Annotated in this window: 13 protein-coding genes and 1 pseudogene; 5 read left to right on the top strand and 9 right to left on the bottom strand. The window is 36.8% G+C overall.

What is annotated here, in order from left to right; translation table 11 throughout:
• Positions 1 to 226: pseudogene (locus LS66_RS01260) on the top strand (hypothetical protein); the annotation flags it as partial.
• 104 nt (positions 227 to 330) lie between these two features.
• Here the strand turns inward: LS66_RS01260 and LS66_RS01255 are convergent.
• A complete protein-coding gene (locus LS66_RS01255) occupies positions 331 to 1,029 on the bottom strand; it encodes a hypothetical protein (protein WP_236096947.1) in 699 nt (232 codons plus the stop codon).
• 107 nt (positions 1,030 to 1,136) lie between these two features.
• On the opposite strand from LS66_RS01255, the gene glyS reads away from it, so the two are divergent.
• The 3 genes from glyS (at position 1,137) to LS66_RS01240 (ending at position 4,698) form a co-directional block, all read left to right on the top strand.
• Positions 1,137 to 3,212, top strand: coding sequence for a glycine--tRNA ligase subunit beta (gene glyS / locus LS66_RS01250; protein WP_034368032.1), 2,076 nt, complete (start codon positions 1,137 to 1,139; stop codon positions 3,210 to 3,212).
• Positions 3,209 to 4,330 carry an ABC transporter permease gene (locus tag LS66_RS01245; RefSeq protein WP_034368035.1) on the top strand — a complete coding sequence of 374 codons (1,122 nt, stop codon included), beginning with the start codon at positions 3,209 to 3,211 and terminating at the stop codon, positions 4,328 to 4,330. The genes glyS and LS66_RS01245 overlap by 4 nt, the downstream gene beginning before the upstream one ends.
• Positions 4,331 to 4,473: 143 nt before the next feature.
• Positions 4,474 to 4,698, top strand: a complete 225-nt coding sequence (locus LS66_RS01240; protein ID WP_011115909.1) for a hypothetical protein — start codon at positions 4,474 to 4,476, stop codon at positions 4,696 to 4,698.
• Between the two features lie 8 nt (positions 4,699 to 4,706).
• On the opposite strand, the gene LS66_RS01235 is transcribed toward LS66_RS01240, so the two are convergent.
• From LS66_RS01235 to LS66_RS01200, 8 genes are all read right to left on the bottom strand, one after another.
• The gene (locus LS66_RS01235; RefSeq protein ID WP_052057508.1) at positions 4,707 to 5,396 is read right to left on the bottom strand and encodes a hypothetical protein; all 690 of its coding nucleotides are present in this window, start codon (positions 5,394 to 5,396) and stop codon (positions 4,707 to 4,709) included.
• A gap of 101 nt (positions 5,397 to 5,497) precedes the next feature.
• Positions 5,498 to 6,565 (bottom strand): translation elongation factor Ts, encoded by a 1,068-nt coding sequence (gene tsf / locus LS66_RS01230; protein WP_034368038.1) that lies wholly within the window; start codon positions 6,563 to 6,565, stop codon positions 5,498 to 5,500.
• A gap of 1 nt (position 6,566) precedes the next feature.
• Positions 6,567 to 7,361, bottom strand: a complete 795-nt coding sequence (gene rpsB, locus LS66_RS01225; protein WP_011115912.1) for a 30S ribosomal protein S2 — start codon at positions 7,359 to 7,361, stop codon at positions 6,567 to 6,569.
• A 202-nt stretch (positions 7,362 to 7,563) separates the two neighbouring features.
• A complete protein-coding gene (locus LS66_RS01220; protein WP_011115914.1) occupies positions 7,564 to 8,874 on the bottom strand; it encodes an RNA polymerase factor sigma-54 in 1,311 nt (436 codons plus the stop codon).
• On the bottom strand, positions 8,871 to 9,593 hold the full coding sequence (gene lptB / locus LS66_RS01215) for an LPS export ABC transporter ATP-binding protein (RefSeq protein WP_034368041.1): 723 nt from the start codon (positions 9,591 to 9,593) through the stop codon (positions 8,871 to 8,873). The genes LS66_RS01220 and lptB overlap by 4 nt, the downstream gene beginning before the upstream one ends.
• Positions 9,590 to 10,024, bottom strand: coding sequence for a tRNA (adenosine(37)-N6)-threonylcarbamoyltransferase complex ATPase subunit type 1 TsaE (gene tsaE / locus LS66_RS01210; protein ID WP_138091808.1), 435 nt, complete (start codon positions 10,022 to 10,024; stop codon positions 9,590 to 9,592). Before tsaE ends, lptB begins: the two co-directional genes overlap by 4 nt.
• Positions 10,017 to 11,663, bottom strand: a complete 1,647-nt coding sequence (locus LS66_RS01205) for a DNA polymerase III subunit gamma/tau (protein ID WP_138091805.1) — start codon at positions 11,661 to 11,663, stop codon at positions 10,017 to 10,019. The genes tsaE and LS66_RS01205 overlap by 8 nt, the downstream gene beginning before the upstream one ends.
• A gap of 94 nt (positions 11,664 to 11,757) precedes the next feature.
• On the bottom strand, positions 11,758 to 12,390 hold the full coding sequence (locus LS66_RS01200) for a trimeric intracellular cation channel family protein (RefSeq protein WP_034367990.1): 633 nt from the start codon (positions 12,388 to 12,390) through the stop codon (positions 11,758 to 11,760).
• A gap of 146 nt (positions 12,391 to 12,536) precedes the next feature.
• On the opposite strand from LS66_RS01200, the gene flgG reads away from it, so the two are divergent.
• On the top strand, positions 12,537 to 13,325 hold the full coding sequence (gene flgG, locus LS66_RS01195; RefSeq protein WP_011115921.1) for a flagellar basal-body rod protein FlgG: 789 nt from the start codon (positions 12,537 to 12,539) through the stop codon (positions 13,323 to 13,325).
• Positions 13,326 to 13,328 lie beyond the last annotated feature (3 nt).

Here is a 13,328-nt window from a genome sequence, read left to right as displayed (position 1 = left end):
GGTAATAAGAATAAATGATATAAACACACAATATCGCCACTACTTTCATAATCTTTCAAACAAAGAATCTAAAGTTTATGTGATAGTTGATAATGATGAGCAAGATATGAAAAAGCTCCTTGAAATCCTAAGAGAAAAAACACAAGAAGCCTTACAAAGACAAGGCAAAGCAAATCAATATGATTTGCGTGAGAAAATTAAACATTTACATATAAAGGAGTGGTAATGGGATAAAATAAAACCAACTTTGGCATTATAAAGCCTGATATTAAGTATCTCTCAAGGGTTTGAAGAGAAAATTGTAGAAATTTTTAAGTATTAAAATGAGGTTTATTCTTCTAAAATAATAAAATCTCTTTTTGGTTTATTTACTTGAGCGCCTCTTCTAGTGTCATTATAAGACTTATAAGATGTTTGAGAAGCCATTTTTAAAAAATTGAGCGCATAATCGTCTTTAGCAAGTCTTGCGGTGCTTGATGAAATTTTAGGAATATACTCTTGTAGAATCTTGACACGCTCAATTACATCTTCAAAATATCCTTGTGCCATTTGATTACGCTCTTTGTTTTTTTCCCAGCTAAAGCCTTTATTGTAGGATTTAATCACTTCATACCAATTTCCCTTACGCACTTTGTGCCAATAACTTAACTCCTCAAGTGCGCTCTGAAGGGCAAATTCATCATCACGAATAAGAAGCTCTCCTACCATATTACGCATAAAATTAGAATCTTTTTGCTTGTGTTTTTTAATAATACCCGGAATATGTGCGTGAAAAATACCTGCTGATGGGTCAGCAAAATTCACCCGATACTCTCCAGCACAAGATTCTTTCCACGCAATAGCTGCCATTGTGTAGCCAAAGCCACTCTTTGCACCATATTTAAAGGCTTTTAAAATAACTTGCTTTTGGTTTTTATTAAATTCTTTTGGTTGCACACATTTGCCCTCAATTTTATGAAGCGGTAGGGCAAATGCAATACATAAAGCCCCGCTTATCGCCATTATACATAATCCAATGATGATTTTCACTCTCTAACCTCCAATAAGACTTTAGTGATTCTCAATATATGTAAATAACTTTTTAACAAGTCTGCATTATAATGATACAATCATATCTAAATTTTAAAGGAATATCCTTGAAATCATCATATTTGCCCTTACTTATTGAAATTTTCACTGAAGAACTCCCCGCTCTCCCTTTTCTCAAAGAGTTACCGCATATGGTAGAAAAATGGCAAAAAATTGCGCAAAAACACCGCATTACTTCTACGCCCACTCTCTATTTCACACCGCGCCGCATTGTGCTTTATGAGCAAAACTTCGCCACTCATACACAAGATATTCTTATAGAATCTTATGGTCCTCCCCTTGCTATTGCTTTTATTAATGGTGATAAAACAAAGGGTCTAAGCAAAGCGGGTGAAAGCTTCTTCAAAAAACTTGAGTTGCCAACAAACACGCCTTATGAAATAAGAATCAAAGAGAACAAAGAAGTCCTCTATTATGCCAAAATGCAAAAAGGTGTGCAAACAAAAGATATTGTAGGAGAGATACTCATAGAGTGGCTCAAGGCATTGCAATTTGGCAAAAGTATGTTTTGGGGCAACTTAAATGAAAGCTTTATCCGCCCTGTGCGCAATATTTTTATCTTACTTGGAGAACAAAGTGTTTCTTTTAATGCTTTTGGGCTGCATAGCATTGCCCAAACTTATCCACACCGAGATATAAGCTTTGAGCCTTATGCCATTACCTCTCCTTCTGATTATTTTCAATCCTTAGAAAAAAGCAAAGTCATACTTGAACAAAACAAACGAAGAGCAATGATTTTAGAGCAAATTGCAGTCATAGAATCGCAAGAAAACATAAAGGTAGAAATTGATGAAGCATTGCTTAATGAAATTGTAGCCATTACAGAATATCCACGCGCAGCGTATGGAATCTTTGATAAGCAGTTCTTACAGCTACCCAATGAGGTCATTATTACTTCAATGAAAGAAAATCAACGATATTTTGCCACCTACAAAGACGGGCATCTCCACAATGGTTTTGTGCTTGTTGCTAATTCTACTGCTGCTAATCTTGCGCCTATTGTGCAGGGCAATCAAAAGGTTTTAAAAGCGCGCCTCTCTGATGCTGTATTTTTCTATGAAAATGACCTTAAAAATGGATTTGCTCCTGAAAAATTAGGGCAGATTCTATTTGTTGATGGGCTAGGTTCATTACTTGATAAAACTAAGCGCGAAAGCGTCATTGCACTTGAATTGCTCAAATTTTATACTCATAAGATAGATATGAAGATTCAAGAATCCCAAGAAATATTAAGCACTGCAGTGAAGTATGCAAAGGCTGATTTACTCACAGAAATGGTATATGAATTTACTGAACTGCAGGGAATTATAGGCTATTATTATGCGCAAAGCTTTGGTATGCACCCACTTGTTGCTCAAGCTATCAAAGAACAATATCTTCCCACAGGGGAAGATTCTCCACTTCCTAGCCATATACTTAGCGCAATCCTCGCCCTTAGTATCAAGCTTGATAACATTTTTGCTCTCTTTAGCATTGATAAGATTCCTAGCGGCTCAAAAGACCCTTTTGCTCTGCGCAGGGCTGCAAATGGGGTCATTAAAATTATATGGCATTATGGACTAGATTTTGACTTGAGCATTGATATACCTCGCTTATATCAAGCAGGAGGCTATAAACCAAGCGATATGCAGCGCATTGAATCTTTTTTTCTTGAACGACTTGAGGGTATGCTCAAGGTTAATCCCTCTCTTATCCGATGTGTGCTTAATGCTCGCGTCAATAACGCAAAAGTACGCAATCTCAACACCATTATACACAACATTGAAGCACTAAGCACATTTTTTGAAAAAAGTGACAAACAAGCTCTCATTACGCTTTTTAAACGCGTAGCAAATATTCTTAACGATGATATAATACCCACACACATTGACGAATCTCTCTTAAGTTTTCCTCAAGAAATTGCCCTTTACCAAGCTCTTAAAGCTCTTAAAGCAAAGGAATTTAAGGACATAAGTGAGCATATTGCTACACTTTTTTCACTCAAAGAACCCTTAGAAGCATTTTTTGCTTCTGTGCTTGTAAATGATAATGATAATGCCATTAAGACAAATCGTCAAATGCTTATTTTGAGCATATATAATGAATTTCTCCGCATTGGGGATATTAAGGACATTACACTTTGAAATCATTGTATCAAATCTTTATACTTGAATCAAAAAATATATTTACCTCTGTTTCAGCTATGCTCATTATTTTTGGGGGCTCGCTTTTTTATCTTTTCCTCTATCCCACGCCTTATTATGAAGATGTCGTAAGTGCGCAAAAAATTGCACTTATTGATTATGATAATACTTCCTCATCGCGCGAACTCATTGCGCTTATAAGGGCATCGCCACATTTAGAGCTTGTAGAGATTCTTGATAATCCACAAAAAGCACAAAATCTCATAGAATCTAATCGCATTTATGGCTTACTTATTATTCCTAAAGATTTTGAAAAACATCTCTATAAGCATATCCCGCCCACAATTCCTATTATGGCAAATGCTTCGTATTTGCTTATTTATGGTGCTATTGCTAATGCTGCTGCTGATGTCATCAATGAATTTAACACACTTCATAAAACAAAGCTCAATGTGCAAGAATATGACATTTTACAGCCCACATTTATCCCTCTTTTCAACCCTTCAATGGGCTATATTAACTATACTCTAGCACCTGTGCTTATTTTTATTTTGCACCAAACGCTTGTCGCTGGAGCTGGAATCATCGGTGGCACACAGAATCAACAATTTTCTCAAGGTATGCGAAATTACTATTCTTGGGCAAATCCATTGATTTTAGTATTATGCAAAATAATTGTATTTTTTTGTATTTACGCTTTGCTTTTTGCATTTTATTTTGGCTTTGCATATGCATTTTATGGCGTGAATGTCAATGCTAGTATTCTTGATTTTTGGCTTTTTAGCATTGCTTTTATTCTTTCAACTGCTGCATTTGGCGTATTTTTTGGCTCATTGCTTCCCAAACGCGCCCTCTCAACGCAAATCATTATGCTCGCCTCTATGCCCATAGTATTTTTACTAGGCTTTATGTGGCCTCAAGCACAAATCGCTCCTTGGGCAAGTGATGTTATTGCCTTTTTGCCTGCATATCACGGAATCAATGGACTTTTACAACTTAACCAAATGGGCGCTAGCTTTGGCAGTGTATGGGAATATTTTATGAGCTTACTATTCTTAGGTGTAGTGTATGCGGGTGCGAGTGCCCTTGTGATTTATAAAAAAACTTTACGTTGGTAATTACTTTATAATCAACATAATATGTTCCACAACAGAATCTGCCTTTAACTATTTTGCATTTCAAACATTTTATCAAATAGTTCAAAATATGATGAGATAGAAAAAATATTTTAAAGCAATCACTTATTTAGTTACACATACAAATGCGAAAGTATGGAGTTTATGGGATTAATTCCATTACACTTAATAAGACAAATTTTGATTCTTCTGGTGGCATTAAACCAAAGGTAAGTAAGTTAATGATGCCAAGCATCTTTAATAATACAAGCATTGAAGCGCCTAATGATTTTAGTATGCTCCTTACAAAAGAAAATGTGCAAGATTATTTAAATGCCCTTAGCATGCAGATAAAGCTATCAGTCAAATGAACAATAACCTAATGTGTGCTTATAGCACCACCCCAAATAAGCACAAAAGGTAAAGCGAGAGGAGCACCCCACACAAATATTGGTGCGCGAATAGAGAACATAAGGCTATCTTGCGATGAATAATGTGAAGAATAGTCCGTGCGATGTGTAAGTGAAAAATATATCGGTGAGCTTGGCAAAATTAAAATACCTTTATCAAAATATGCTCCATCTATCGTGCTATCTCTAAATCCACCACCAATATATACGCTTAGAATCTGCCACCCACGAATATTGAAAAATGCAGGATGCCAATAACCCTCAATCCCAAACCGATGAGAATCCTGCCCACTAAAGCCATATTCATAGCGAAATTTCGCTCCAAAAAATTGTGGAAATTTACCAACACTACCAAAGGAGAGTTTGCCAAAATCAAAGGCAATATGCTTTTGTGAATAGTACCACTGATTGAAAGTCATAGAATCTTCATTAAATATAAATCCATATTCTGTGCCAAATGTATTTAAGAGTATGCTTAGTCTTGAAAATAGTCCGCCAGATGTCAATGTCTCTGACCAAGCCTTTTTATCATAAGCCTTTGGATACACAAATCTCTCATCAAAGAGAAAATCACTTAGCCCATAAGAAGACTCTTGCTTTTCCTCATTGGAATCTTTTATTATATGCTTTGGGTTTAATTCTTTAGTATTTGAAGGCAATACTACTCCGACTTCTCCATAGGTGCTTGTATAAAAGAATATACAAACAACGCATCTAAGAATCTGTTGAATAACACACCCCCTCCCCTAAATTATGTAGATTATTGCATTTGTGCAGCGACTTCGGCAGCAAAATCCTCAACTTTTTTCTCAATACCCTCACCCAACTCAAAGCGGATATACTCAATTATTTCAATCTCATCACCTAGCTCTTTAGATTTAGCCTCAAGCACTTGAGCAATCGTTTTTTTGTCGTCCATTACATAAAATTGCCCTAAAAGTGTCAATCTTTGGTCAAGCAATGTACTATCAGCTACAAATCGCTCCATTTGTCCGGGCAAAATTTTATCCCAAATTGCTTCTGGCTTGCCTTGAGCTTTTAAATCTTCTCGTAACTTTTGCTCTTGTGCTTGAAGCACAGATTCTGTAAGTTCGCTGCGGCTGATGTATTGTGGAATCTTATGTAATGGCTTACCAAGCCTTTTAAACTCCTCATTTTCCTTTTGTAATTCAGCAATAAGAGCGACTTTTTCTTTTTGAATAAATTCATATTCAAGCTGTGTGTAGCTTAATACTTGAGGTTTCATTGCAGCAGCGTGCATACAGATACTCTTAGCAAGCTCTACACAAGCAGCTTTTGAACTTTCTTTATCAAACTTCATCGCAATAAGCACACCTACACGTCCATTTGAATGCACATAACCATTCACAATGCCTTTTCCTTGTGCTTCAATACTAGCAATGCGACGCACAACGATATTTTCACCAATTTTAGCAATGTTTTGTTGGAGGTATTCCTCAAATTTTACACCACCAATACTCATTGTATGCAGAGATTGTACACTAGAGAGAGCATTATCATATACAATTTTTGATGTTTGTGCTACAAGCTCTTTGAATGTATCATTTTTGGCTACAAAATCTGTTTCTGAATTAATCTCAATAATGCTTGCTTTGCTAAAATCATTTGCCACCTCTACACTCACAATACCTTCACTTGCTATCCTATCAGCCTTTTTGGCTGCTTTGCTTAAGCCTTTTTCGCGCAAGTATTCTACCGCTTTTTCAAGATTGCCCTCTGTTTCTACAAGTGCTTTTTTGCAGTCCATCATACCTGCATCTGTCATCTCACGAAGCTGTTTTACAAGCTGTGCTGGAATATCTGCCATATTATGCCTCCTCTTGCATTTGTGTAGCAACTTCAGCAGTTACTTCATCAAGAATCTCTTGCTTTTCTTCATTAGTGACTGGAGCAATTTGCTCTCCTTGCTCATTCTGCTCATCTTTATTTTCAGAGCGTCCCTCTAAAATTGCCTCACTTATTTCTTTGCAAAAAAGCTGAATGGAACGTATCGCATCATCATTACCCGGAATAGGATAATCTACCATATCAGGGTCGCAGTTTGTATCAAGTGGTGCAACCACAGGAATACCAAGCCGTCTTGCTTCTGCTACAGCAATTTTCTCTTTTGCTGCATCAATGACAAAAATCATATCAGGGGCTTTTTTCATATGTCGCACACCGCCAAGATATTTATCAAGCTTTTCTTTTTTGCGTTGCAACATAAGCTTTTCTTTCTTCGTGAGCAAATCAATTTGCCCGCTGCTCTCCATTTCTTCAATAATTTCAAGTCTGCGAATTGATTTTTTGATTGTGCTAAAATTCGTGAGCATTCCGCCAAGCCATCGGTAATTAACATAAGGCGCATTTACAGATTCTGCATATTGTTTTAATGTCTCACTTGCTTGTCGCTTTGTGCCCACAAACATAATCACTTTACCCTCACTTGCTGCTTGTTTAATAATATTATAAGTGTAGCGAAAGTAGCGTAAAGTCTTTTGCAAGTCAATAATGTGAATATTTTTTCTCACGCCAAAGATAAATCTTTTCATCTTTGGATTCCAGCGACGAGTTTGATGTCCAAAATGCACACCACATTCAAGTAGGTCTTTCATTGTTACCATAGGTTCTCCTTGTAAATTTTGGTTTATCCTCCATACCCCTTAGCAAGACTCATTAAACCCTTGCAACCTCATAAGGATTGGTATGTGTGAATTTGCTATTAAGCTTTATGCGCTGCTAGATTCTATAACAGAGCATACTTTTTTCAAAGTAAAAGACAAAGATTTTAGCTTAATTTGACTAAAACCTTGCTTATAATTTTAATTATACACTCATTTCATAGAGTTTTTTACGCTCACTAGAGCTTGCAATATTGAGCTGTTGGCGATATTTAGTAATCGTGCGCCGCACCATTTTAAGAGCAAATTTTTGCTCTACACTTTTTAGAATCTTCAAATCACTCAAAGGTTTTTTTCTGTCTTCATTTTTGATAAGATTCAATATAAAATCCTTAATTGAAGCATTTGAAGTGTCTCCATCAATGGCTGCGGTAAAAAAGCTTTTAATAGGGAAAATCCCCCTGTCGCATTCAAGATACTTATTGGCAATAGCACGCGAAATGGTGCTAGGTGCATATCCTAAATCTTGTGCAATATCTTTAAGTTTCATAGGGCGAATCTCCCCGCCCATAAAAAAATCATATTGATTCTCGCGCAAGGCAATGGCAATTTTTAAAATGGTGGCTTTACGCATATCAAGAGCATCAACTAAATCTTTTGCTTCTTTAAGTTTGGTTTTCAAAAACTCTGCACTCTCCTTATGTGCCTCTATACCTTTAATTTTCTCCTCAATCAAAATCTTGGGATAATACACATCATTAATTGACACTTCAAGCTCATAGGTAGTATTTTTGAGTGCATCAGTTTTTACTCGTTCAAAGATAAAAATATCAGGAATCACTTCAGCCTCTTTCGCTCCAAACTCAATTGCAGGCGGATTCCTAAAGCTCTTAATAATTTTCATTACTTCATTGTATGCAGCGTGATTTTTATATTTGCTATGATTTTGCAAATCACGTATCACACACGCAGCCAAATCATAGCTTTCGCCCTCTAATTCAGTATTGCTCAACTGAAAAAGAAAAGATTCTATTACATCTTTTGCACCCACACCATAAGGCTCAAGATATGCAAATCTCTGCCTTACACGCTCTACATCTTCTTCATTCAATCCCAATTCACAAGCTATCTCACCCACTGCGGTATCTAAATATCCCTCATCATTTAGATTTTCTACAATCTTAAGCGCGATAGTGCGTGAAATTTCGGTAGGAAACAAAGTCGAATCAATTTGTTCCTCAAGCACTTCATAGAGGCTTTGTTGGCTAATATGTATAGATTCAAAGCGGTCATTTGACGTATTTGAAGAAAGATGAGATTTCTTATAGCTTTTAGACTGCAAACTCTGGGTCATTTGGCTTTGCACGCTAGCATAGGGGTTTTCTTCTACAATAGCATTGAGCGTCTCTTCAAGCTCCATAACGCCACTTTGCAAAATAGGCAACCAACTCTTTAGCGTTGTTGAAAGGCGCGTCTTGATATTGAGATTACTTCGTAGCTTACCCCCTACACTCATACTTTAAAATGCTCTCCCAAATAGTATTTGCGCACCAATTCATTTGCATAAATTTCCTCTGCATTCCCACTCGCAAGAAGTGTCCCACCTTTAATTACATAGGTGCGAGAGCAAACTGATAGTGTCTCGCGCACATTATGGTCAGTTATAAGAACACCAATATCAAGCTCTGTAAGCCTCAAAATAATATTTTGTATATCACTTACTGCGCGTGGATCTACGCCGGCAAAAGGTTCATCAAGCAAAATAAACTTTGGGTCTTTCACAAGCGCACGTGCTATTTCTACTCTTCTCCTCTCTCCACCACTTAAGCTTACGCCTTTTCTTGAACGAATGGGTTCAATGTTAAATTCTTCAAGCATTTTTTCAATTTTAATCTGCCTATCTTTCGCATTTTTGATACTTATCTCTGCTGCGAGCATAAGATTTTCCTCTGTGCTTAAATCTTTAAAAATACTCGATTCTTGAGGAAGATAACCAATTCCTAGGTTGGAGCGCTGATGCAGGGGGAGTTTAGTAATATCAGTATGATTAAGCATAACCTTTCCAGAGCTTGGGTGTAGCAGCCCACAAATCATATAAAAAGTAGTTGTTTTACCCGCTCCATTTGGACCCAAAAGCCCCACTACTTCACCACTATTAACTTCAAGAGAAATATCTTGAACGATTTTTGTTTTTTTAATATGTTTATTGAGATTATGTGCAGAAAGCTTATTCATAGGGCTACCTTATAGATTCTATTATCAAGCGTTGCATTTGTATTTATGGTAATACTCATTACCTTAAAGCCATTTTGACGCAATATCTTTTCTAAACGCTCATCACCCCATTCCACAAAATGCAGCCCTTCTTCCTCAAACATTTCAAGCAATCCTAATTCAAGCATATCCTGTATATCCTTGCGATAAATATCATAATGGTAAATCACGCCATAATCTTGACTTTTATAAGCTTGTGCCACGCTAAATGTGGGTGAAGTAACTTCTTCTTTACACTGCTTATTTTCAGATGCTACAAAAGAACGCACCAAAGTCGTTTTGCCACTTCCTAAATCCCCTCTTAAAAGCACTATATAGCCTTTACAAATTTTGTTTTTTAAAGTATGACAAAGCTCCCCAACCGCAGATTCGCTTAACACATATTCACACATTTGATCCACCTGTTTGACTATCTTGCATAATCACTTCTTTAATGCCTACACTATCCTTAATAGCACTTATTAAATCCTTATTTTGTGTCAAAAAAGCATCTCTAGCATCAAGCATAGCTTTATCTGTTGAGATATCTAAAGTAGAAGATGTATTTGAATGAGGAATGTGTGTGTTAGTAGAGGTATTTTCAGATGATAAAATGATGTTTTGTTCAGAAGTGCTTTGAGGAATCACTTGAATAGACACCTGCGAGCCAAAAATTTCAGCCACTAATGCCTTGATAATACTAAAATGCTCTTTGAGTTGCTCCTTATCTTCGCCCTGTGCTGTGCTACGCCAACGCAAAACCTCTCCATCAAAATCCACAAACACTACATTGCGTTCAAAAATCTCCCCTAATCCCACATTGCGGTCTTTAATCTTTTGCACAAGTGTGCTAAAACGCAAATGAGCATTAAGAGTTGGGCTAGTATTATTATGCGAAGAATTTGGAGTATGCACCTCTGAAGAAGTGAGGGAGGGAGGCGTATAACTTTGTTGAATATGAGTATTTGATGTAGAAGATGCACCATTAAATAGCTCTGCCTCAATCTCTTCTATCATAGATTCTATATCTTTGACTTTAAGTGCTTCTTGCATTTTCATTGCACATAATAACAACACAAACGCACCATCAGTATTAAGGTTAAGCAGACTCTTAGATTCACTTAGAATACGCGCGAATCTCTCAAGAAGAAGTGGCGGAAAATCCACACTTTCTTTAAGTAGTTTATCTTTTAAAAAAAGCATCATTTCATCAAGTATCATTTCACATTCATACTCTTGGAGAATCTGCATAATCTTATGTGTATTTTGCTCATTTTTGTGTAAAATACTCTGAAAATAATCATCAAGCACTTGAGGATCAACTACGCCGAGCATATCTGTTACTCCTGTGACTTCAATATGATTTTTGCAAAAAATAATCGCTTGGTCTAACAAAGTCAATGTATCACGTAAGCTCCCCGAACCGCTCCGCGCAATAATATCAAGAGCTTGAGGTTCATAGCTCACTCCCTCTTTATTAAGAATTTGAGTGATATGTTCTACAACAAGTCGGTGAGGAATTTGCTTAAATCTAAAATGCTGCGTGCGACTTAAAATAGTAGCTGGAAGCTTTAATGGATCAGTCGTTGCGAGTATAAACTTCACAAACTCCGGCGGTTCTTCAAGTGTTTTGAGCAAAGCATTAAATGCTTCTTTGCTCAACATATGCACCTCATCAATGATAAAAATCTTAAATCTTGCAAAGCTTGGGCGATATTTTGTTTGTTCTATGACTTTTTTAATATCATCAATTCCCCTTGAACTTGCCGCGTCCATTTCAATAATATCCATATGTTTATTTTGCAATGCTGCTACACAACTCGCACAATTACCACACGGAGTGCTCGTAGGTCCATTCTCACACTGCAAAGCGCGTGCGAAGATTCTCGCTGAACTCGTTTTACCACTCCCACGCAATCCGCTAAAAAGATAAGCGTGAGAGATGTGTTGAGAATCTAAAGCAAGAGAAAGCGTTTGCGAAATGGCATTTTGTCCTACCAAATCGCTAAAACAAGTCGGGCGATATTTTAAGGCTAGGGCTATTGAACTCATTTACATCCTCAATACTTCTTTAGATATTAAAAAATTGTAATTGTATAATAAGATTCCAAAAACTAAAATTACTCTTTCATAGAATCTTTTTGCATTATTTTTTCTCCTCTTGTGAAGATTCTTCATAAGAAAATATAGGCAAAGAAAGTTTATAAAAAATCGCCAAAAGCCTTGTGCTTACGCCCACTATTAAAGTCAAAATCGTAACAAGAGCAATATCCAATTGTGTCCATTCAAGCAACGCATAATACATCGCTCCTGCAATAATGGCAATACCTGCATAAATTTCTTTTTGAAAAACAAGGGGGATTCGCATACATAAAATATCACGCAAAATGCCTCCAAATACGCCCGTAATCACTGCTGCACTTACTGCAATAATAAATCCATATTCTTTATCAATCGCAATTTGTGCGCCAAGAATACTAAAAACAACTAAACCTACTGCATCAAGGGTTAAAAATACGCCCTCACTTCGTGCTACCACGCGCGGAGCTTTCATTGTAAGCAATGCAGCAATACAAATAAGCACAACATATTCAGGGTGAGCTACCCAAGTAAGTGGATAATGATTAAGTAAAATATCTCTAATAGAGCCACCACCAATGGCTGTAACAAGGGCGATAAAAATCACGCCAAATAAATCCATTTTATGTTTCCCAGCAGCAAGCGCGCCTGTCATTCCTTCCGCGGTGATAGCGATGATATAAAGCGTAGTAAGGAGCATTATTCTCCCTTAATAGATTCTAAAATAAAGGAACTATAATAGAATCTACCTATAAAAGTGCTAAAAATATATTTATGGAATCTCTTTTGCTTAAAAGATTGTGTGAAAATCGCTCTTAAAGATTCTATTTTGTAAAGGATTGTCCTATGATGAGATCACTCTACACTGCTAGCACGGGTATGCTTGGACAGCAACTTCAAATTGATAATACCTCCAATAATATTGCTAATGTCAATACCACAGGCTATAAAAAGCAAAGGGCAGAATTCGCTGATTTGTTTTATCAAGTTTTGCAATACGCAGGAACAAGCACAAGTGAGACGACCATTTCTCCTACAGGCATTGAAGTAGGCATCGGTGTGCGTCCTGTGGCAATACAAAAAATGTTTTCTCAAGGACACCCAAAAGAGACTGAAAATAACCTTGATATTGCTATTACAGGGAATGGATTTTTTCAAATTGAACTTCCCGATGGTAATATAGCCTATACACGCGCAGGAAGCTTCAAGCTTGATAATGATGGCAATGTCGTCAATGCGGAGGGTTATCGCCTTATCCCAGAGCTTACAATTCCAGAGGGTGCTACACAAATTAATATCGGCACCGATGGCACGGTGAGCGTAATTGAAGGAAATCAAACCGAAGTTAATATATTAGGACAAATTGAAATTGTTAATTTTATCAATCCCGCAGGTTTGCATTCTTTGGGCGATAATCTCTTTATCAATACCAATGCTTCGGGAGACCCTGTGGCAGGTGTGCCCGGACTTGACGGATTTGGGCAACTCCGACAAGGTTTCTTGGAATTAAGCAATGTTAAACTTGTTGAAGAGATGACAGATTTGATTACAGGACAAAGAGCCTATGAAGCAAACTCTAAGACTATCCAAACAGCAGATTCTATGTTGCAAACAGTGAATGGATTAAAACGATAAAAT

The organism is Helicobacter sp. MIT 03-1614 (genome assembly GCF_000762925.2).
GTDB lineage: Bacteria > Campylobacterota > Campylobacteria > Campylobacterales > Helicobacteraceae > Helicobacter_C > Helicobacter_C hepaticus.
The sequence above is the reverse complement of the archived record's forward strand: the minus strand, read 5'-3'. Positions and strand labels throughout refer to the sequence as shown.